This is a genomic window from Hydrogenophaga flava NBRC 102514 (assembly GCF_001571145.1).
Taxonomy (GTDB): domain Bacteria; phylum Pseudomonadota; class Gammaproteobacteria; order Burkholderiales; family Burkholderiaceae_C; genus Hydrogenophaga; species Hydrogenophaga flava.
This window is the reverse complement of the sequence record NZ_BCTF01000006.1, coordinates 80,781-101,040: the sequence shown is the minus strand read 5'-3', so window position 1 is coordinate 101,040 and position 20,260 is coordinate 80,781. Positions and strand designations below refer to the sequence as shown.

20 protein-coding genes are annotated in these 20,260 nt (G+C 70.2%); 10 read left to right on the top strand and 10 right to left on the bottom strand.

Features of this window, described 5'->3' with window-relative positions; genetic code table 11:
* Positions 1–9 precede the first annotated feature (9 nt).
* The 3 genes from HFL01S_RS07470 to HFL01S_RS07460 all read left to right on the top strand — a co-directional run bounded on the left by HFL01S_RS07470 (position 10) and on the right by HFL01S_RS07460 (position 1,695).
* Positions 10–999 (top strand): AraC family transcriptional regulator, encoded by a 990-nt coding sequence (locus tag HFL01S_RS07470; RefSeq protein ID WP_084383144.1) that lies wholly within the window; start codon positions 10–12, stop codon positions 997–999.
* 77 nt (positions 1,000–1,076) lie between these two features.
* Positions 1,077–1,418, top strand: coding sequence for a zinc ribbon domain-containing protein YjdM (locus HFL01S_RS07465; protein ID WP_066256825.1), 342 nt, complete (start codon positions 1,077–1,079; stop codon positions 1,416–1,418).
* A gap of 10 nt (positions 1,419–1,428) precedes the next feature.
* Positions 1,429–1,695, top strand: a complete 267-nt coding sequence (locus HFL01S_RS07460) for a DUF167 domain-containing protein (protein WP_066256824.1) — start codon at positions 1,429–1,431, stop codon at positions 1,693–1,695.
* Here the strand turns inward: HFL01S_RS07460 and HFL01S_RS07455 are convergent.
* The 4 genes from HFL01S_RS07455 to HFL01S_RS07440 are packed head-to-tail and all read right to left on the bottom strand — an operon-like array spanning position 1,667 to position 6,177.
* Positions 1,667–2,956 carry an amidohydrolase family protein gene (locus HFL01S_RS07455; protein ID WP_066256822.1) on the bottom strand — a complete coding sequence of 430 codons (1,290 nt, stop codon included), beginning with the start codon at positions 2,954–2,956 and terminating at the stop codon, positions 1,667–1,669. The two genes, HFL01S_RS07460 and HFL01S_RS07455, sit on opposite strands and share 29 nt — an antisense overlap.
* Before the next feature lie 19 nt (positions 2,957–2,975).
* Positions 2,976–3,605, bottom strand: a complete 630-nt coding sequence (upp, locus tag HFL01S_RS07450; protein WP_066256820.1) for a uracil phosphoribosyltransferase — start codon at positions 3,603–3,605, stop codon at positions 2,976–2,978.
* Positions 3,606–3,637: 32 nt separating this feature from the next.
* Positions 3,638–4,888, bottom strand: coding sequence for a URC4/urg3 family protein (locus HFL01S_RS07445; protein WP_066256818.1), 1,251 nt, complete (start codon positions 4,886–4,888; stop codon positions 3,638–3,640).
* On the bottom strand, positions 4,885–6,177 hold the full coding sequence (locus tag HFL01S_RS07440) for a GTP cyclohydrolase II (RefSeq protein ID WP_066256815.1): 1,293 nt from the start codon (positions 6,175–6,177) through the stop codon (positions 4,885–4,887). Before HFL01S_RS07440 ends, HFL01S_RS07445 begins: the two co-directional genes overlap by 4 nt.
* 158 nt (positions 6,178–6,335) lie before the next feature.
* Here HFL01S_RS07440 and HFL01S_RS07435 point away from each other — a divergent pair, with 158 nt between their 5' ends.
* The 3 genes from HFL01S_RS07435 to HFL01S_RS07425 all read left to right on the top strand — a co-directional run bounded on the left by HFL01S_RS07435 (position 6,336) and on the right by HFL01S_RS07425 (position 10,288).
* Positions 6,336–6,629, top strand: a complete 294-nt coding sequence (locus tag HFL01S_RS07435) for a hypothetical protein (protein WP_066256813.1) — start codon at positions 6,336–6,338, stop codon at positions 6,627–6,629.
* 2 nt (positions 6,630–6,631) lie between these two features.
* Positions 6,632–7,552, top strand: a complete 921-nt coding sequence (locus HFL01S_RS07430; protein WP_066256810.1) for a ketopantoate reductase family protein — start codon at positions 6,632–6,634, stop codon at positions 7,550–7,552.
* 132 nt (positions 7,553–7,684) lie between these two features.
* Positions 7,685–10,288 (top strand): sensor histidine kinase, encoded by a 2,604-nt coding sequence (locus HFL01S_RS07425; RefSeq protein ID WP_157538799.1) that lies wholly within the window; start codon positions 7,685–7,687, stop codon positions 10,286–10,288.
* 30 nt (positions 10,289–10,318) lie between these two features.
* Here the strand turns inward: HFL01S_RS07425 and ompA are convergent, their stop codons facing one another.
* Both ompA and HFL01S_RS07415 read right to left on the bottom strand, forming a co-directional pair.
* Complete coding sequence (gene ompA / locus HFL01S_RS07420; RefSeq protein ID WP_066256804.1) at positions 10,319–10,972, bottom strand: outer membrane protein OmpA; 654 nt, start codon at positions 10,970–10,972, stop codon at positions 10,319–10,321.
* A 188-nt stretch (positions 10,973–11,160) separates the two neighbouring features.
* Positions 11,161–12,171: a sodium-dependent bicarbonate transport family permease gene (locus HFL01S_RS07415; RefSeq protein WP_066257033.1), complete on the bottom strand. Its 1,011-nt coding sequence runs from the start codon at positions 12,169–12,171 to the stop codon at positions 11,161–11,163.
* Between the two features lie 95 nt (positions 12,172–12,266).
* On the opposite strand from HFL01S_RS07415, the gene HFL01S_RS07410 reads away from it, so the two are divergent.
* Entirely contained in the window at positions 12,267–13,199 is a 933-nt protein-coding gene (locus HFL01S_RS07410) for a LysR family transcriptional regulator (protein WP_066256802.1), read from the top strand.
* On the opposite strand, the gene HFL01S_RS07405 is transcribed toward HFL01S_RS07410, so the two are convergent.
* Complete coding sequence (locus HFL01S_RS07405) at positions 13,178–14,743, bottom strand: class I adenylate-forming enzyme family protein (RefSeq protein WP_066256799.1); 1,566 nt, start codon at positions 14,741–14,743, stop codon at positions 13,178–13,180. The genes HFL01S_RS07410 and HFL01S_RS07405 overlap by 22 nt on opposite strands.
* Before the next feature lie 108 nt (positions 14,744–14,851).
* On the opposite strand from HFL01S_RS07405, the gene HFL01S_RS07400 reads away from it, so the two are divergent.
* Both HFL01S_RS07400 and HFL01S_RS07395 read left to right on the top strand, forming a co-directional pair.
* Positions 14,852–16,588 carry a 2-hydroxyacyl-CoA lyase gene (locus tag HFL01S_RS07400; protein ID WP_174525230.1) on the top strand — a complete coding sequence of 579 codons (1,737 nt, stop codon included), beginning with the start codon at positions 14,852–14,854 and terminating at the stop codon, positions 16,586–16,588.
* A gap of 36 nt (positions 16,589–16,624) precedes the next feature.
* Complete coding sequence (locus HFL01S_RS07395; RefSeq protein WP_066256796.1) at positions 16,625–17,287, top strand: GntR family transcriptional regulator; 663 nt, start codon at positions 16,625–16,627, stop codon at positions 17,285–17,287.
* A gap of 12 nt (positions 17,288–17,299) precedes the next feature.
* On the opposite strand, the gene HFL01S_RS07390 is transcribed toward HFL01S_RS07395, so the two are convergent.
* Positions 17,300–17,887: an NAD(P)H-dependent oxidoreductase gene (locus tag HFL01S_RS07390; RefSeq protein ID WP_066256795.1), complete on the bottom strand. Its 588-nt coding sequence runs from the start codon at positions 17,885–17,887 to the stop codon at positions 17,300–17,302.
* Between the two features lie 103 nt (positions 17,888–17,990).
* Between HFL01S_RS07390 and HFL01S_RS07385 the strand changes: the two genes are divergently transcribed.
* Positions 17,991–18,581, top strand: coding sequence for a TetR/AcrR family transcriptional regulator (locus tag HFL01S_RS07385; RefSeq protein ID WP_066256793.1), 591 nt, complete (start codon positions 17,991–17,993; stop codon positions 18,579–18,581).
* Here HFL01S_RS07385 and HFL01S_RS07380 read toward each other — a convergent pair.
* Together HFL01S_RS07380 and HFL01S_RS07375 are read right to left on the bottom strand one after the other, a co-directional pair.
* Entirely contained in the window at positions 18,536–19,738 is a 1,203-nt protein-coding gene (locus HFL01S_RS07380; protein ID WP_066256790.1) for an FAD-dependent oxidoreductase, read from the bottom strand. The genes HFL01S_RS07385 and HFL01S_RS07380 overlap by 46 nt on opposite strands.
* 4 nt (positions 19,739–19,742) lie before the next feature.
* Positions 19,743–20,231, bottom strand: coding sequence for a hypothetical protein (locus HFL01S_RS07375; RefSeq protein WP_157538798.1), 489 nt, complete (start codon positions 20,229–20,231; stop codon positions 19,743–19,745).
* Positions 20,232–20,260: the final 29 nt, after the last annotated feature.

Below are 20,260 nucleotides of genomic sequence, written 5' to 3'. Positions count from 1 at the left end.
TGCCACCTCATGGACATACTCTCAGACATTCTCCATGTCGCCGGGTTGCGGCGCCGCCTGCTCGACCTGCACGGACTCACGCCCGAAGCCGCGCTGCGCTTTCCCTGCGAACGCAGCTTCGGCCTGCACGCGGTCACGCGCGGCCGCGCCTTCGTGCACGCACCCAACCTGGACGAACCGCTGGAACTACAGGCCGGCGACCTGGTGCTGATGGCGCGCGGCTGCGTGCACCTGCTCTCGCTGGACCGCACGCCGCCCGCGCGCAGCACCACGGTGCCGATCGCGCGCTTCGCGGGCAACGGCCTGGCCGACAGCGACCAAGAACGCTTGCCCGACAGCCCATCCACCCGAGACCCCGCCGCGCCCACCCAGGTCATCAGCGCCGCCTACCAGCTCTGGCACGACCCGCTGCACCCCTTCCTGCGCAGCCTGCCCCCGTGGTTCGTGGTGCACGGCCACAGCCTGCCCCAGCTGTCAGCGGTGCCGCTGACGCTGGGCCTGCTGGACCGCGAACTGGGCGACCAGGCGCTGGGCGCCACCTCGGCGACCCACGGCCTGCTGGACGCACTGTTCGCCTTCGCCCTGCGCGAGATCGCCGCCCGCGAGAACCCTGGCGTGCCCGGCTGGCACCACGCCATCGCCGACCGGCCGATCCGCCAGGTGCTCACCCTCATGCATGGCAACCTGGGCCATGGCTGGACGCTGGACGAACTGGGCCAGCAGGTGGGCCTGTCGCGTTCGGCGCTGGCCGAGCGCTTTCGCAGCGCCATGGGCGACACCCCGCTGAACCACCTGCGCACGCTGCGCATGCAGAAGGCCATGCAGTTGCTGGCCGAGACGCGGCAGACGCTGGAACAGGTGGCGCAGGCCGTGGGCTACCAGGATGCGTTTGGCTTTTCCAAGGTGTTCAAGCGCACCACCGGCCAGTCGCCACGCCAGTTCCGCGAGCAGGACACGGCGGACCGGCAAACCGAATGGCGCATCCAGGAGGCCTCCTGAACACAGCGATGGAGCCAGAAAGCCCCGGACACCAGTAGGGGTACAGTGTCGGCCTTTGCTCACCGCTCCACCACTGCATCATGACCCTGCCCCGCTGCCCCAAATGCCAGTCCGAGTTCACCTACGAAGACGGCGAGCTCTACATCTGCCCAGAATGCGCCCATGAGTGGGGCAAGGCCGGCGGCGACGAACCGGCCGAGGCCGCCAAGGTGTGGAAGGACGCCTTTGGCAACCTGTTGGCCGATGGCGACAGCGTGACCCTGGTCAAGGACCTCAAGCTCAAGGGCTCGTCGGCCGTCATCAAGGTCGGCACCAAGGTCAAGAACATCCGCCTGGTCGAAGGCGACCACGACATCGACTGCAAGATCGAAGGCTTCGGCGCGATGCAGCTCAAGTCCGAGTTCGTCAAGAAGAGCTGAGCGTCGTCCAGTGGGCAAGATCGTCGTCTACTGCCAGCCCGGCGCCAAGCAGACGCAGTGCGTCGGCCTGCACGACGGCAAGCCCAAGATCCAGCTCAAGGCGCCGCCGGTCGACGGCGCGGCCAACAAGGCGCTGATCGGTTTTCTGTCCGACGTGTTCGGCGTGCCCAAATCGGCCATCAGCATCGAGTTGGGGGCCTCGGGCCGCACCAAGCGGGTCGAGGTGGCCGGGATCAACGACGCCGAACTCAGCCGCCGGCTGCTCGCACCGGCATGAAGGCTGTGCGGCTCGGCCGGCCGGGCAGCGAGAGCTGCGCCTCGGTCGGCGCGGTCTGCGCCAGCAGCTGGCCCTGGCGCCACACCTTCAGCCGCGTCGCGCGCAGACGGATCGCCTCGACCGGGTCGCGCGCCTGCAGCAGCACGAAGCTCGCGTCCTTCCCAGCTTCGATGCCGTAACCCGTCAGCCCCATCACCTGCGCCGCGTTCAGCGTCACCGCGTCGAAGCACTGGCGCATACCAGCCTGGCTGGTCATTTGCGCCACGTGCAGGCCCATGTGCGCCACCTCCAGCATGTCGCCGCTGCCCAGCGAATACCAGGGGTCCATCACGCAGTCGTGGCCGAAGGCCACCGTCACGCCGGCTGCCATCAGCTCGGGCACGCGGGTCATGCCGCGGCGCTTGGGATACGTGTCGTGCCGGCCCTGCAGCGTGATGTTGATGAGTGGGTTGGCCACCGCGCTCACCCCGCTCTCCGCGATCAGCGGGATCAGCTTGCTCACGTAGTAGTTGTCCATGCTGTGCATGGACGTCAGGTGCGAACCGTTGACGCGACCCTGCAGGCCCAGGCGCTGGGTTTCATACGCCAGTGTCTCGATGTGGCGCGAGAGTGGGTCGTCGCTTTCGTCGCAGTGCATGTCCACCGGCAGGCCGCGTTCGGCGGCCAGTTCGCAGAGCAGCGTCACGCTCTCGGCGCCATCGGCCATGGTGCGTTCGAAGTGCGGGATGCCGCCGACCACGTCCACACCCAGGTCGAGCGCGCGCTTGAGGTTGTCGAGCCCGCCTTTCGTGCGCAGCACACCGTCCTGCGGGAAGGCGACCAGCTGCAGGTCGAGGTAGGGCGCGACGCGTTTTTTCACTTCCAGCATCGCGCGCACCGGCAGCAGGCTGGGGTCGCTGGTGTCGACGTGGCTGCGTATGGCCAGCAGGCCTTTGGCCACCGCCCAGTCGCAATACGCCAGCGCGCGTTCGACCAGCGCTTCCTCGGTCAGCAGCGGCTTGAGCTCGCCCCAGAGCGCGATGCCTTCGAGCAGGGTGCCGCTCTGGTTCACGCGCGGCAGGCCGTAACTCAGTGTCGCGTCCATGTGGAAGTGGGGGTCGCAGAACGGCGGGCTCAGCAACTGGCCAGCGGCGTCCACCGTTTCATGCGCGGGCGCCTGCAGGCCCTCGGTCACTTCAACGATGCGGCCACCCTGCACGGCCACGGCCATGTCGGTGCGTCCGTCGGGCAGGGTGGCGTTGGTGATCAGCAGGTCAAGCATGGGCTCATTGTGTGCGCAACTACTGCGTACCGAAGATGCGGTCACCGGCGTCGCCCAGGCCCGGCAGGATGTAGCCGTGTTCGTTGAGCTGGCGGTCGATGGCGGCGGTGTAGATGGGCACGTCGGGGTGGGACTTCTCCATCGCGGCCAGACCTTCGGGGCAGGTCAGCAGGCAGACGAACTTGATGGACTTCGGGTTGCACTCCTTGAGGCGGTCAATGGCGGCGATGGCGGAGTGGCCGGTGGCCAGCATCGGGTCCACCACGATGGCGTCGCGCTCGTGCATCTCGGGCGGCATCTTGAAGTAGTACTCCACCGCGGTCAGGGTCTTGGGGTCGCGGTAGAGGCCGATGTGGCCCACGCGCGCGCCCGGCACCACGCTGAGCATGCCGTCCAGGATGCCGTTGCCCGCGCGCAGGATGGACACGAAGACCAGCTTCTTGCCGTCGATGACCTGGCCGGTCATGGTCTCCAGCGGCGTCTCCACCGTCATGGGCTGCATGGGCATGTCGCGCGTGACCTCGTAGGTCATGAGCATGGACAGTTCGTTGAGCAGGCGGCGGAAGCTGTTGGTGCTCGCTGTCTTGTTGCGCATGAGCGTGAGCTTGTGCTGCACCAGCGGGTGGTTCACGACGTGAACATTGCTCATGATGTGCCTTTGAGTTGTGGTGAGGAAAAGGATCAGAAAACCGTGCCGTCGCTGACGATGTTCAGCGGCGGCAGCCCGCCGCGCTCGCGCTGGGCCAGCAGGCGCCCTGCCGCCCAGGTGCCGCCTTCGAGCACGCAGGCCAGCGGCATCTGCGCTTCGTCCAGGCCCAGCTCGGCGCGCACCAGGGGCGCCAGTTCGTCCAGCAGCGCGACGGTGAGCGCGCGCCATTCGACGATGAAGGCGTCACCCGCCTGCCAGTCGCGTGTGGCCCAGTCGGGTGGCAGCGGTCGCAGCACGCCCGCGTCGATCAGCAGGCCGCCGTTGCGGTATTCGGGCAGCCCCGTCAGGGCGTCCAGACCGGTGACGCGAACACCGGCCCATTCAAAGGGTTCGAGCAGCGAGTAGCTCAGCCATTGCGAGAGCTTGTGGAAGGGCATCCAGCCCTGGGTCAGCCCCTCGCCCACCACGGCCGGGTGTCGCCAGCAGTCGCCCAGCGGCGCGCCGTCGATGGTGTTCTGCGCCGGCCAGATGCCGGACAGCGTGTCCAGCAGCAGCGCGAGGATGTCGTGTGCGGCCACGGCTGCGGAGCCCTGTGCGGTCAGCACATCGAACAGACCACCGGGCCGGCCCTGGGCACCGAACACCGCCGGCTGCGCGGCCAGCGCCTCGCCCAGCCGGCGCAGCAGGGCGGCACGCCCCTTCAGGCCCACCAGCGGGTTGTCGGGCGACACCTGGAAGGCGCCCCCCAGCGGGCCTGCCGTGACGCGCTGCAAGCCGACCGCATCCACCCGCAGCGGCTGCAGCGGATCGCTGGAGAACAGCCCCGCCAGGAAGGCATGGAAGCTCGCCACACCCAGGCCTTCGGAGCGCGCGAAGTGTTGGCCGCTGGCGGCTTCCAGGTACGACCAGTCGGGCCCTGCCCCGGCGTCCAGCAGCACGCTCACCAGCACCAGATCGATCTGCGCGCGCGCCCGTGTGGCCGCGTCCACGTCGCCCAGCGCCTGGTCCAGCAGGGCGCGCCGGTCCACGCCACCGGCCTCGAAGTGGCGCCAGCGGCTGTGGTACGGGATGCGGCCGTCGGGGTAGCGCTCACGCGTGAGCTGGGCCACGGTGCGCGCGGCGCCGGCCAGCGCGGCGTCTTGCACGGTGAAGTGCTCCGAAGCGCCCGCGCGCGCCCGCGCCAGCAGCGCCTGCGCGCGGGCGCGGACGGCGGTGGTCGACCGCAGCAGCCGGGCGGCGCCGGCCGGGGTGGTTGGATCGGTCGGGGTCTTTGGCACGCTCATGCCCCCAGCGCGCGGCCCTTGGCCTTTTTCAGTTCTTCGGCATCGGGCACCACGCCCGGCGTGAAGTAGCCGGCCGCCATCTTGGCGTCCATCTCCACCCTCGCGTCGGCGGGGATCAGCTCGTCCGGGATGTTGACGCGCTCGCCCACCTCGATGCCCGAGCCGGTGATGGCGTCGTACTTCATGTTGCTCATCGAGACCAGCCGGTGGATTTTGGTGATGCCCAGCCAGTGCAGCACGTCGGGCATGAGCTCCTGGAAGCGCATGTCCTGCACGCCAGCCACGCATTCGGTGCGTGCGAAGTACTGGTCGGCCGTGTCGCCGCCCACCTGGCGCTTGCGCGCGTTGTAGACGAGGAACTTGGTCACCTCGCCCAGCGCCCGGCCCTCCTTGCGCGAGTAGGCCACCAGGCCCACACCGCCGCGCTGTGCGCCCTGGATGCATTCCTCGATGGCGTGCGTCAGGTAGGGTCGGCAGGTGCAGATGTCGGAGCCGAACACGTCGGAGCCGTTGCACTCGTCGTGCACGCGCGCGGTCAGCGTGACGGCGGGGTTGGCCAGGTCGCGCGGGTTGCCGAAGATGTAGAGCGTCTGCCCGCCGATGGGCGGCAGGAAGACTTCGAGGTCGGATCGCGTGACCAGCTCCGGGTACATGCCCCCGGTTTCTTCGAACAGCACGCGGCGCAAATCCGCCTCGCTGCAGCCAAAGCGCTTGGCCACGCCCGGCAGGTACCAGACCGGCTCCACCGCCACCTTGGTCACCACCGCCGCGCCGCCCGCGGTGAGCAGCTGGCCGTCGGGCTGCAGGCGCCCTTTCTGCAGCGCGTCGATCACCTCGGGCAGCAGCACATGGGCCTTGGTCACGGCAATCGTCGGGCGGATGTCGTAACCCGCCGCCAGTTCCTGCGCGTACACATCGGCCACTTCGGCGCCCCAGGGGTCCAGGCTGACGATCTTGGTCGGGTCGGCCCACTGCGGGTAGGGGCCGATCACGTCGGTGGGCGCGGTGTTGGTCAGGTCGGCCTTGTGCTCGCGCTTGAGCGCGCCGGCCGCCACCGCCAGCGCGCGGTAGACGCTGTAGCTGCCGCTGTGGGTGCCGATGACGTTGCGGTGCGCGCGGTTGGTGGTGGTGCCCACCACAGGCCCGCGTTCGCGCGCCGTGGCCGCGCCCCAGACGATGGGCAGGGCACCGAAGCCGCCCGAGTGCGAGGTGAGCCGGATGTGGCGCGGGTGCGGCGTCTGGGCCGAGGCAGGGGCCTCGCCGGAAGGCTGGGAAGCGTCTGCGGACATGGACAGGTCCTGTGGTGAAAGCCCCTGGAGGGCGAACCGGCGGCAACGGCTCAAAGCCGCTGCCGACGCCCGTTTCCGTTGTAGCAAGGCCGATGCCAGCCGTCCACCCGGCGGCCCTCCGTACAATCCCGGCCCTCCCCCTTTTCCTGCCCACTTCCATGCACTACGCGGTCTCCCACCACAAGCTCAAGCTCATCCTCAGCGGCGCCGGCCTCAAGTCCGGCGACGCCGCGGGCATCGACAAACTCTTCGGCGGCAAGGACGGCTACTACTGGTTCGGCACCCTGCGCGACATGTGCCCCGAGGGCAAGACGCTGACCTGGGACAACCAGTACGCGCTGGTCGCAGCCATCCAGGCGCACGAAGACGCCAGCGCGGCCGAAGACGAGATGCCGCCCGAGAAGCCGACGCCGGCCCACATCACGGCCATCTGCAAACTGCTGGCGATCTGACCATGAGCACGCCGGCCGCCCCTCTCCAGGTCGCCGTACTCGGTGCCGGTGCCGTCGGCTGCTACTACGGCGGCATGCTGGCGCGCGCCGGCCACCGCGTCACGCTCATCGGCCGGCCGCAGCACGTGCAGGTGTTTCAGGCCCAGGGCCTGCGCATGCAGACCCTGGCCTTCGACGAGACCGTGAAGCTGCACGCCAGCACCGAGGCCTCGGCCGTGGCCGGCGCCGACCTGGTGCTGTTCGCGGTCAAGTCGCCCGACACGGAAAGTGCGGGCGAACAGATGCGCGAGCACCTCAAGCCTGGTGCCCTGGTGCTGTGCCTGCAGAACGGCGTGGACAACGCCGAGCGCCTGCGCGCCGTGCTGCCCGGCGCCCATGTGGCCGCTGCCGTGGTCTATGTGGCCACCGAGATGGCCGGCCCCGGCCACCTGCGCCACCACGGGCGCGGCGAACTGGTCATCGAACCGTCTCCGGCCAGCGAAGGGGTCGCCCAGGCGCTCATGGCCGCCGGCGTGCCCACCGAGATCAGCGACAACGTGCGCGGCGCGCTCTGGGCCAAGCTCATCCTCAACTGCGCCTACAACGCGCTCTCGGCTGTGGGCCGCATCCCCTACGGCGAACTGGTGCAGCAGCCCGGGGTGAAGGACACCATGCGCGACGTGGTGGCCGAGTGCCGCGCGGTGGCCGCGGCCGACGGTGTGACCCTGCCCGGCGACGTGGACACCGCCGTGCGCCGCATCGCCGAGACCATGCCCAGCCAGTACTCGTCCACCGCGCAGGACCTGATGCGCGGCAAACCCAGCGAGATCGACCACCTCAACGGCCATGTGGTGCGCCGCGGCGAGGCCCTGGGCGTGCCCACACCCGCCAACCGCGTGCTGTGGGCGGTGGTGAAACTGGTTGAAGCGGCCACGCCCCGCTGACAACGCTCGTCAGAAAACGTCAACTCTGACAAGGGCATCCGGGGAGCCCCGGGCAGGATCTTGTACAACGGTCCTTCCCGGGCAACAAGCCTTCCTCCGATCACAGCGGCCCCCCGCCCTCACCGCATCAACGTGTCTTCTGGTCTGCGCAACAGTCTTCGGCTGCAACTGGTGCTGCTCATCGGTGGCCTGGCCGTGGCCAGCGCGGCGGGCTACGTGCTGCTGACCACGCGCCTGGTGCAGCAACAGATCGAAGCCGACCAGTTCAGGCTGCAGCGCATCCTGGCCACGCGCATGGCCTCGCAGCTCGACCAGGACATGAACGCGCGCACCACCGAACTGCGTTTCATTGCCAGCCTTGACCGCCTGCGCGACCCGCAACGGGCTGCACAGGACAAGCAGACCCTGCTGCTGACCAAGAAGGCCATCTACCCGTTCTACGCCTGGATCGGCATCACCGACACGCTGGGCCGCATCGTGGCCAGCACCGAACCGCGCATCAACGGCGCGGATGTGTCGCAGCGCTCGTGGTTCATCGGCGGCCAGCAGCGCCTGCATCAGGAAGACATCCACGACGCCGTGCTGTTGGGCAAGCTGCTGCCCCCACCCATGCTGGACGAGCTGCCGCTGCGGCTGATGGACATCTCCCTGCCTCTGCACGACCGGCAGGGCCATTTCATCGGCGTGCTCGCCACCCACCTCAGCCTGGACTGGGCCTACCAGCTGCGCTACCAGCTGCTGGACCAGCTGGATGTTCCGGGGCTGGAGATGCTGCTGGTCAACCGGGACGGCGAAGTCATCGTGGGCAGCCCCACCCTGCCCGCCCGCTCCGCGGCCAACCTGTCGTCGCTGTCGGTGTTCAAGGGTTCGAAGGCCGGCCGGGTGGGGACCGCCATCGAGACCTGGCCCGATGGGCGGCGCTACCTCACCGCCGCCGCGCCGGCCCTGGGCACCCACCCCTACCCCGGCCTGGGCTGGACGGTGCTGGTGCGGCTGGACGAAGAAACCGCCTTCGCCGACGCACGGCGCCTGGGCCTGCGCGCGCTGGCCGTGGGCCTGCTGTCGGCCCTGCTGTTCTCCTGGGTCATCTGGTGGGCCATGGGCCGCAAGCTGCGTCCCATGGAGCGCCTGAGCCAGGCGGTGGCCGACCTGGACGTGAACCGTCCGCTGGTGAGCCTGCCGGAGGTGGCGGGCAGCGGTGAGGTCGCCGTGTTCGCCCGCTCGATGGCCCGCCTGGTGAATGCGCTGGGCGAGAGCCGCGAACGCTTCCAGATGCTGTTCGACCACGCGCCGGTGGCCATGGTCTTTGTCGGCAGCGATGGCCAGGTGCTGCTGCTCAACACCCGTTTCACACAGCTGCTCGGCTACGACATCCGCCACGTGCCCCATGTTGACCAGTGGTTCGTGCAGGCTTTCCCGGAGGGACCCGCCCGGGACGCGGCCCGCGAACGCTGGCGAAATGCGTTGCCACACATCGGCAAGACGCCCATGGCGCTGCCGACCGCCGAGTACGAGTTGCGCTGCTTCGACGGCAGCACCTGCATCGCCGAATCCGGCGGCATCGCCCTGCCCGACGGCATGCTGGTGTCGTTCCAGGACCTCACGGAACGCCGCCGGGCCGAGGCCGGCCTGCGCCTGTGGGCCGAGGCCTTCGAACACAGCGAGGTCGGGCTGCTGATCTCCGATGTGCAGACCGAAACCCTGATCGCCGCCAACCCCGCCTTCGCGCAGCAGCGCGGCTACACCGCCCGGGAGCTGACCGGCCTGCCGGTGGCCAGCCTGTACCCGGAGCGCGCCCTGCCCGGCCTGAACGCCTCGCTGGAACGAGCCTATCTTGAAGACCACATCGTCTTCGAAACCGAGCACATCACGCGCGACGGCCGCATCTTCCCGGTGCTGATCGACCTCACGGTGCTGCGCGACACCGACGGGCGGCCGGTGCGCCGCGTGTCCTATGTGCAGGACCTGACCGAGCGCGAACGCGCAGCGCAGGAAATCCGCCGCCTCAACACAGAACTGGAGCAGCGCGTCGTCGAACGCACGGCCGAGCTGAGCGCAGCCAACCGGGAGCTCAACGCCTTCACCGCCGCCGTCACCCACGACCTGCGGGCGCCGCTGCGCACGGTCAACGGCTTCGTGCAGATCCTGATGGACGAGTTTGCCGGTCTGCTGGGGGACGAGGGGCGCCAGCACCTGCAGCGCATCCAGGACGGCACGCGCCGCATGGGCGAGCTCATCGAAGGCCTGCTGGCGCTCTCGCGCTACACCAACAAGCCGCTGGACCGCACCCGCGTCGACCTGTCGGTCATCGCCGCGCGGCGCCTGGCCGAGCTGGCCGCGGCCGAACCGGCGCGCCAGGTGGTGGTGGAGGTGGAACCCGGCCTGGAGGCCGACTGCGATGCGGCCCTGGCCGAAGCCCTGCTGGTCAACCTGCTGGACAACGCCTGGAAGTACAGCGCCAGGACACCCCAGGCGCGCATCCGCTTCTGCAGGGACACGGTCGATGGTCTGAACGGCTTCAGTGTGTGCGACAACGGCGCCGGTTTCGACATGGCCAAGGCCGGCCACCTGTTCGAACCCTTCCAGCGCCTGCACCACCCCAGCGACTTCCAGGGCACCGGGGTGGGCCTGGCCACGGTGCGCCGCATCGTGGACCGGCACGGCGGCCGCATCACGGTGCAGGCGGCGCCCGGTCAGGGCGCGCGCTTCTGCTTCACGCTGCGGGCCGAGGCCTGACCCCTCACGGTCAGGCTTCAGGCGCCGTCCTCAGGGCTTCTGCGTGCCCACCACCTCGATCTCCACGCGGCGGTTCTGGGCGCGGCCCTCGCGGGTCTGGTTGGACGCCACCGGCTGCGACTCGCCGCGGCCTTCGGTCTTGATCTGCTCGCTGGGCACGCCCTTGCTCACCAGGTAGGCCTTGACCGCGCCGACGCGGCGCACCGACAGCGACTGGTTGTAGGCATCGGTGCCGGTGGCGTCGGTGTGGCCCACCGCAATGATGGTTTCGACGTTCACCTTCGAGAGCTCGGCCACAAGGCCGTCGAGCGCGGCCTTGCCGGCCGGCTTGAGCACCGCCTTGTCGAAATCGAACAGGGTTTCGGCTTGCAGGGTCATCGCCTGCACCGGGGCGGGCGCAGGAGCGGGCGCGGGTGCGGGTGCTGGCACAGGGACCGGTGCCGGCGCGGGCGCCTGGGCCACGGGGGCAGGCGGGGGCGGCGGCTTGATGGCGCCGTCGCAGTCCGGGTGGGCGGTGGCCGGCGTCCAGTTGCTGTTGCGCCAGCACAGTTCGTTCGTTCCGTTGCGCCAGGCGAGCGAGCCGTCGCCATTGGTCCAGTTGTCGACCGTCTGGGCACCGGCGGCAGACGCCAGGCTGACCGTGGCGGCCAGCAGCAGCATGCGGGGGAGGTTGCGCTTGTTCATGGGTGGTTCCTTTTCTCGAAGCTCCAGGGGAGCGTGGTTGGAAGGACTCTGGCGGGTCGGTCCTCTTCCCTGCCGAGTGAAGCCATTCTGGTTTTTGGGCCCGGCCGCCCCCATCGGAATCCGCCGCATGCGCGTGTAGGACAACACGCCATGGCCGCCCCACGGCGCCGCAAGTTCACATCCTTCGCTCAGGGCAGCGTCATGGCCAGGTGCGTGTACAGCGGAATGCCCAGCAGCAGGTTGAGCGGGAAGGTCAGCCCCAGCGAGAGGCCGAAGTACAGCGAGGGGCTGGCCTCCGGTATCGCGTAGCGCACCACCGCCGGCACCGCGATGTAGGACGCGCTGGCCGCCAGCGTCATCAGCAGCGCGGTGTCGCCTGCGGGCAGCCCCGCGGTGCGCGCCAGCGCCCAGGCCAGCGCCGCGTGCAGCAGCGGCGCGAGCACGCCATAGGCCAGCAGCACCGGCGAGCGCCCGCGCAGGCCCGGCAGGTTGCGCGCCGCCATCAGGCCCATGTCGAGCAGGAAGAAGGCCAGCATGCCCTTGAACAGGTCGCCCGAGAAGGGCTGCATGGCCTCGCGCCCGGCCTCGCCGGTCATCACACCCACCGCCATGGCGCCGATCAGCAGCAGCTGCGAGCCATCGGTGAAGGACTCGTGCAGCAGCTTGCGCCAGTCGGTGGACGCGCCGCCCCCCGGAGGCCCGGCCAGCGCGGCCGCACCGCCACCCAGCACGACACCGGCTGGTGCCGTCTGCTGCTGGCGCAGGCGGTTGGCCATCAGCACCGCCAGCACGATGGCGGGCGATTCCATCAGCGCCATGGCCGCGGCCATGTGCCCGCCGTAGGGCAGGCCGATCTTGTCCAGGTGGCCGGTGGCGGTAATGAAGGTCACCGCACTGACCGAGCCGTAGGTGGCGGCCAGCGCTGCGGCGTCGAAGCCCGAGACACAGCGCCGCAGCAGCGTGTAGCCGATCAGCGGCACCACCACCGCCAGCACCACCGCGATGCCCAGCCCCGCCACCACCTGCGCGTTCAGGCCCGAGGCCGCGAGCGCGAACCCGCCCTTGAGGCCGAGCGCCATGAGCAGGTACATCGAGAGAAAGCGGGAGATGGCCGGCGGGATTTCCAGGTTCGAGCGGACCAGGCCGGCCAGCACGCCGACCACAAAAAACAGGATGGCCGGATCGACCAGGTTGTGCAGGTTCATGGGGAGTTCCTCCGTTGGCCGCGGATTGTGGCGATGGCCATGCATTCCGTAAAATCGATTTTTGTGCGCCACAACATAGATAAAAGTCTATGAATATCACCTTTCGCCAGATGCGCCTGTTCCTGGCGCTGGCCGACACCGGCAGCGTCAGCGCCGCTGCGCGCGCCCTGCACGTGACGCAGCCCACCGCCTCCATGCAGCTGCGCGAGATCACCGAGTCCGTCGGCCTGCCGCTGTACGAGGTGATCGGCCGCAAGGTCTTTCTCACCGAGGCGGGACGCGAACTGGCGCAGACCGCGCGTGCCATCGCCGGCGAATGGGAGCGCTTCGGCCAGCAGGTCAGCGCCATGAAGGGCCTGACCCGCGGGCGCCTGAGCGTGGCCGTGGTCAGCACCGCCAAGTACTTCGTGCCGCGCCTGCTCGGCGGCTTCTGCGAACAGCACCCGAGCATCGACATCGCACTCGAAGTGCTCAACCGCGACGGCGTGGTGCAGCGCCTGCGCGAGAACCGCGACGACCTCTACGTCATGTCGCAGCCGCCGTCCGACATCGACCTGCAGGACCAGGTGTTCCTGGACAACCCGCTGCACCTGATCGCGCCCGCCAGCCACCCGCTCGCCCAGCGCCAGCGCGTGGCGCTGCAGGCGCTGGCGGGTGAACGCTTCATCCTGCGCGAGCGCGGCTCGGGCACCCGGCTGGCGACCGAGCGGCACTTCGCCGCCGCCGGGTTTTCACCCGCGCTCACGCTGGAGCTGGGCAGCAACGAGGCGCTGAAGGAAGCCGTGGCCGGCCACCTGGGTGTGGGCATCGTCTCGCGCCACGCGCTCAAGGCCGAGGAGATCGGCCGCGACCTGGTGCTGCTACCGGTCAGCGGCTTTCCCATCCGCTCGCAATGGCACCTGGTGCACCCGCGCGCCAAGCAGCTCTCGCCCATCGCGCAGGTGTTCCGTGAGCACCTGCTGGGCAGCGCGGCGCAGTGGGCCGTCAGCCCGGAGAAACCTCAGGCCGGCAGGAAGCGCTGACGCAGGATGCGGTGCAGCACCTTGCCGGTGGCGGTGCGCGGCATCTGGGTTTCATCCACGAAGACGATGCGCGACGGGCGCTTGAAGCCTGCCAGCCGCTCGCGGCACCAGTCGCGCAACATGGCCTCAGTGGCCGCCTCGGCCGCCTCCGCCCCCTGGTGCAGCACCACCACCGCCAGCGGCGTCTCGCCCCACTTCTCGTGCGGCACACCGACCACTGCCACGTCGCGCACCGCGGGGTGCCGGCCGATCACGGCCTCCACCTCCGACGGGTACACGTTCTCGCCGCCGCTGATGATCATGTTGCTCTTGCGGTCCACCAGCCAGATGTAGCCCTGCTCGTCGCGCCGCGCCATGTCGCCCACCGAACACCAGTGGCCGTCCATGGCCTCGTCGGTCTTCTCGGGGTTGCGCCAGTAGCCGTCGAACACGTAGGCGGTGCGCGAGAACAGCTCGCCCACCTCGCCGTCGGGCACCTCGTTGCGCTCGTGGTCGAGCAGGCGGATCGGGCCGCTGCCCGCCCATTCGCGCCCCACCGAACCGAGCTTGGAGAGCTGCTCGTCGGGCCGCAGCAGCGTGACCCAGCCGGCCTCGGTCGAGCCGTACAGCTCGTAGAGCTTGCCGTTGGGGAACAGCTCCATGATGCCGCGCTTGGTCTCGGGCCGTGCCGGGGCGGACGAGATCATCAGCTTGCCCACGGCGCTCAGGTCGCAGCTCTTCTTCACCGCTTCGGGCAGTGCCATCATCATGATGTAGTGGGTGGGTACCAGCGAGGTGAAGGTCACGCGGTCCTGTGCCAGTGTCCTGAGCACCGCTTCGGCGTCGAAGCTGGGCCGGTCGTCGATCACGAGGGTGGCGCCCAGGTGCACGAAGGTGGTGCCGAAGTACAGCGAGTTGGCGTGGCACAGCGGCATCACCAGCAGGGCCGTGTCGTCGCGCGTGAAGCCCATCTCCAGCGCGGTGGCCAGCGCGATCAGTGTGCTGCCGGCGTGGGCCCGGACCGCGCCCTTGGGCCGGCCGGTGGTGCCCGAGGTGTACATGAGTGCGCACATGTCCTCCGGCGCCACCACGGGGAATGCCACGTCGGTGCACGCGCCGGCCAGCAGCGCCTCGTAGGCGGTCCAGCCCGCCGCGGCCTCGTCGCCCAGCACCACATAGCGGTCGGCCGGCACCGGCAGATCGGCCCGGATGCCGTCCAGCGTGGCGCAGAAGTTCGGGCCCGCGATCACCGCCCCCACCTCCGCGTGGTCCAGGATGTAGGTCATCTCCGGGCCGGCCAGGCGAAAGTTCAGCGGCACCACCACCAGCCCGGCGCGCGCCATGCCGGCGTACATCTCCATCCACTCCAGCCGGTTGTGCGCGACCACGCCCACCCGGTCGCCCGGCACCAGGCCCAGCCCCAGCAGGCCGGCCGCCAGCCGCGAGGCGCGCACGTCCCACTCGGCGTAGGTCAGGCGGCGCAGCGAGTCGCGCACCGCGAGCTTGTGCGGGGTGAGCCGGGCGTGCGCGGCCACGGCGTCGGCGATGGTGAGCAAAGGGCCCATGGGCTGTCTCCTGGGTGATGGCTGGGGTGGGGTCCGAAGGGTTTTTGGCTTGATTTTTTTGAACTCTGAATTCAGAATTCAATTTTGTCAATCCCCCCGGAGACAGTTGTGGCCCCTTCCCCCATCGGCAGACAGACCGCCGCCGCCGTCATCGCACGGTTCCTCAAGGCGCGTGGTGTGCGCCGCGTTTACGCCCTGTGCGGCGGGCATGTCATGCCGATCTGGATGCGGCTGGACGCCGAGGGCATCCGCATCGTGGACGTGCGCGACGAGCGCGCCGCCGTCTACATGGCGCACGCCGAGGCGCAGCTCACCGGCACCCTGGGCGTGGCCCTGGTCACGGCCGGGCCGGGCGTCACCAACGCCATGACCGGCATCGCCAACGCCCACGTCGCCAGGGCCCCCGTGCTGGTGCTCTCGGGCCTGCCGCCCGCGCCGCAGGAGAACCGCGGCGCGCTGCAGGACATCGTGCACACCGAACTGGTGCGCAGCCTCACCCGCTACGCGCGCACCGTGCGCCACCCCGACCTGGTGCCGCAGGAACTGGCCGAAGCCGCGGCCCGCGCCCTGGGCGAAGCCGGCGAGCCCGGCCCGGTCTACCTCGACTTTCCCATCGACACCCTGCGCGCCGAGGTGGCCGTGCCCATGCAGTTGCCGGAGGTGTTCGCGCCGCCCGCTGCCCTGCCCGCGCCGCCCCACCCGCAGGCGGTGCAGGCGGCGGTGGACCTGCTGTGGTCGGCCAAGCGCCCGCTGTTCATCAGCGGCCGCGGGGCGCGCGGCGCCGGCCCCGCCCTGTGCACCCTGCTCGATCGGCTGGGCGCGGCCTACCTCGACACCGGCGAGAGCAAGGGCCTGGTGCCCGACGACCACCCCAGCGTGGTCGCGGCCATGCGCGGCTCGGTCATGGGCCAGGCCGATCTGGTGATCACCGTCGGCCGCCGGCTCGACTTCCAGCTCGCCTTCGGGTCCCCTGCGGTCTTCGGCGACGCCCAGTTCCTGCGCATTGCCGACTGCGCCGCAGAGCTGCGCGACAACCGCCGCGGCGCGGTGGGGGTGCTGGGCGATTGCGGGCTGGCGCTGCAGGCCATCGTGGACGCCGCGCCCGCCAGCGCGCCCGCCAGCGACGGCGCCTGGCTGACCGGCCTGCGCGAGCAGCACCGCCAGCGCTCGGCCAAGCTGGAGCAGTCCATGAAGGAAGCGCCCAGCGGCAGCGACGGCCGCCTGCACCCCAACCGCGTCCTGGCCGCGCTGCGCGAGGCCCTGCCGGCCGACGCCATCGTGGTGGCCGACGGCGGCGACTTCCTCTCGTTCGCGCGCGTCGGCCTGCCGGCCAGCACCTATCTGGACCCCGGCTCGCTGGGCTGCATCGGCGTCGGCACGCCCTTCGGCGTCGCGGCCAGCCTGGCCTGCCCGGGCCGCACCGTGGTGGTGGCCACCGGCGACGGCGCCTTCGGCTTCAACGCCATGGAGATCGACACCGCCGTGCGGCAGAAGGCGCCGGTGCTCATCGTCGTGGCCAACAACGGGTCCTGGGCCATCGAGGTGCGCGACCAGCAGGAGACACACGGCAAGGTGGTCGGTACCCACCTGCAGTTCGCCGACCACGCGGCCATGGCGCGCGCCTTCCACATGCACGGTGAGCGCGTGGAAAAGGCCGAGGATCTGGACGGCGCCATAGTCCGCGCTCTGGCCGAGCTGCGCGCCGGCCGCCCGGCGCTGCTGGATGTGGTGGTCACGCCAGAAGCGGCCTCGTCCGACGCCAGGTCGGGACTGGCCTGGGTGCCCGACCTGCAGGCCCTGGCCGCCTGGGACAGGGCCGAACGCCGCTGGCGCGCAGGGGTCTGAACGACAGGCGTCCGGCGCCCACTACCATTGGGGCCCATGAAGCCGTTGCAGTCCGCGCCCAGCCTGGTCGAACAGGTCCACCGTTCGATCCTCTCCAGCATCGCCTCGGGCCAGTTGCGCCACGGTGAGCGCATCATCCAGGAGCAGTTGGCGCAGCAGCTCGGCATTTCGCGCCAGCCGGTGCAGCAGGCGCTGACCCTGCTGCGCAAGGAGGGTGTGCTGATCGACGCGCCCGGTCGCGGCCTGCAGGTGGCGCCGCTGGACCTGGACCACGTGCGGCACATGTACGAGGTGCGCGCGGTCATCGAAGGTCTGGCCTTCCGCAACGCCGCCGAGCGCAACGCCAGGGCGGCGGCCGAGCGAGGCCCGGCCCTCATCCGCGCCGGCCGCCAGGCGGTGGCCAACGGGTCTTACACCGAGATGATCGAGGCCGACATGGCCTTTCACGATGTCATCTACTCGCTCTCGGGCAACCCCCTGGTGGCGCCCTCCATGCAGACCCACTGGACCCAGACCCAGCGCGTGATGGGCGAGGTGCTGATGCGCGACGACAAGCCGCGCGACATCTGGGACCAACACGAGGCCCTGCTGGCCGCGGTGGCGGCGGGCGACGGCGACACCGCCGAACGCCTGGCGCGCCGGCACATCCTGGACGCCGCCGATTTCATGGTCGACCGGCTGCAGCGCGAAGCGGGCTGAAGCCCCCGAACCTCAGCCCCCGCGCGCGCCGAGCTGCCCCACCGCGTCCAGCCAGCGCGGCACCCGGCCCGGCTTGGGATGGCTGGCCGGCGCGAACAGGGTGAAACGCGCGGGCCGGAAGCCGACAAAGTGCAGGATCTGCCCGCGCAGCTGCCAGACCAGCGCGTTGCGGTAGAGCAGGCGCAGGAACAGCGACGGCGTGTCGGACGTCACCACCACCCGCGCGCTGCGCCCCGTCAGCAGCGGCCGGGGCATGCCGGTCCAGCTCGGGTTGCGGGTGTCGAAGGCCTGGCCCGGCAGCAGCGAGCGGTCGAACAGGCCTTTGAGCCGGGCCGGCAGGCCGCCCCACCACATCGGCGTGACCAGCACGAAGTGGCCGCACCACGCCAGATCGTCCTGGAACTTCTGCAGCGACGGCTCCAGCGGCTTGGTGGTCTCGTAGCCCGCCAGACCGAAGTCCGGGTCGAAGTCCAGGTCGTGCAGGTGGACGACGCGCAGCTCGTGCCCGGCCTCGCGCGCCGCGTCGGCGTAGCGCTGCGCGAGCGAGCGGCAGAGGGAAGCCGGCGCCGGGTGGCCGTCGAGAACCAGGATGCGGGTCATGGGCGATCTCCTTTAAAAATGACCATGGTCAAATTAAGTCACAACTATTGACCGCGGTCAATTTAAATTTGACTGCGGTCAACACCTGCGGCACAGTGCCGCCATGCGCAAAGCCGTCCAGCAGAGAACCCTTGAAACGCGGGCCCGCCTCACCGAGGTTGCCCAGGCCCTGGTGACCGAAAAAGGTTTCGAGGCCTTGCGGATCGACGAGGTCGTGCAGCGCGCCGGCGTGGCCAAGGGCACCTTCTTCGCCCACTTCAACGACAAGGACGAGCTGATGGACCTGCTCATCGGCGAGCGCATCAACGCCCAGCTCGACCGCATGGCCGCCGCCGCGCCGCCGCGCAACGCCGAACAGCTGGCCCGGCGCCTGATGCCGCTGCTGGAGCTGATGGCGTCTGAGCGTTATGTGTTCGACGTGATCCTGCGCCGCTCGGGCGCCGCGGCGATGGAAGAGATCGGCCCCATCGCCACGACCTTCGAGCGCATGGGCGAGGTCTGGGGCCCCTGGCTGGCGACCGGCGATTTCCGCCGGGACGTGCCGGCCGAGCTGCTGGTCGAGGGGCTGCAGGCCCTGGTGGTGCAGACCCTGGCGCTGCACTTCTGCGCCCTGCACCAGCACAAGCCCATGAAGGACCGGCTGCTGCCCTACCTGCGGGCCTGGCTCGGCCCCTTCAGCGACGCGCCCCGCTGAGCCAGCGGCGGCAGCAGGTCGCCGGACACCAACGCGCCCAACAGGGCCGGAACACCGGGCCAGCGGCTGGCGGGCGCCAGCAGGTGGTCGCGCAGCACCGGCAGCACGCGGCTGCCCGACTGGTACATCGGCGTGAACAGCGCGCTCATGCCCTGGTACAGCCGCACATGCCAGCGGCGCAGGGCCGCGTAGCGCGGCAGCGCCTGCGCCAGGGGCCACTCTTGCAGGGCCGTGGCCAGGGCCCAGGCGTCGAGCAGGGCCATGTTCGCGCCCTGCCCCAGCTGCGGGCTGGCCCGGTGGGCCGAGTCGCCGATGAAGACCAGCCCCGGCGCATGGGGCCGGCCCAGGGTGCCGTGGGCGTAGCGTGCGGGCGTCATCTGCTCCGTGGTGGTGATCTGCGCCAGGAACGGCGCCATCTCGGGCCACAGCCGCAGCGCCTGTTCGCGCCAGGATTCGATGGGCGTCCGGGCCCAGCCGTCCAGATCGGTCGTGGGCATCGACCAGAACACCGCCGCCCGCGGCACATCACCGGCGTGCATGTGCCCCACCGGCAGCACCCCCACCATGCGGCTGGCCGCCTGGTAGCGCTGGCGCAGCTCGTGGGTCGGCAGCGCCGAGCCGTCCGGCCAGGCCACGGTGCCCCAGATGGCGCCGTAGGCCAGCGCGCGGGCCTTCAGCGGCGTCAGCCGCGAACCCGCGCCGCTGGCGTCCACCACCAGATCGGCCTCGTCCACCACCTCGCCACCGGCCAGACACAGGCGCCGCCGCCCCGACGGCATCAGCGGCGCCCCGTGCACCTCGCAGCCGGTGCGGACCTGCACGCCCGCGGCCTGTGCCGCCTGCCACAACACACCGAACAGTGCGGCCCGGTGCATCGCCAGACCGGGCGAGCCCGACCGGTACGACACGTCCAGCACCGTGCGGCCTGAGGCCAGATGGCCCTGCATGCGGGTGATGGCGGCGCCCAGCGCACGCGCCTCCGCCCCCACCCCGATGTGGTCCAGCACCGCCAGACCGACGGGCTGGATCACCAGCCCCGAGCCCACGGGGCGCGGCTGTTCAAACCGTTCCCAGAGACACACCTCGTGTCCCTGGCGCGCCGCCAGGCAGGCCAGTGCCAGCCCGCCGACGCCCGCGCCGACCACCGCGATCTTCATGCGGTCACTGCACCATGCCCATGGTGCTGGAGCCGTCGATGGAGACGATCTGGCGCCCGTTGAGCGTTCGCGTCAGCTCGTACGTGTACTCCCCCACCTCGGTGAACGCTGGCATGCGCGGCATGCGCACCGTCGAGGTCTGCCGCACGGTGACGGTGGCGCCCAGCCACGGGAAGCCCGAGCGCTCCACGCTCACCAGATCGGTGTCGATGTTGACCGAGCTCTGGGTGGCGCGCAGGGTGGCCACCGCGTCCTTGACGTACTCGCACATCTCCACCTTGCCGCCTTCGAGCGCTTCCACCCCGCGCGCCGTCTCGCTCCTCATGGACACGCGCAGGTCGGATGCGTAGCTGTCACAGAAGCCGTCTTCGGCCTTCAACTCCTTGCGCTGCTGCGTCTGCAGCCAGCCCATCACCGCCGGTTCGGAAAACACATACCAGCCGTGCCCGTAGAACGCAGCCGCCAGCACACCGGCCCACATCAGTTTTCTCATCTTGATTTCCCCACCCTCCTCCCTGGAAG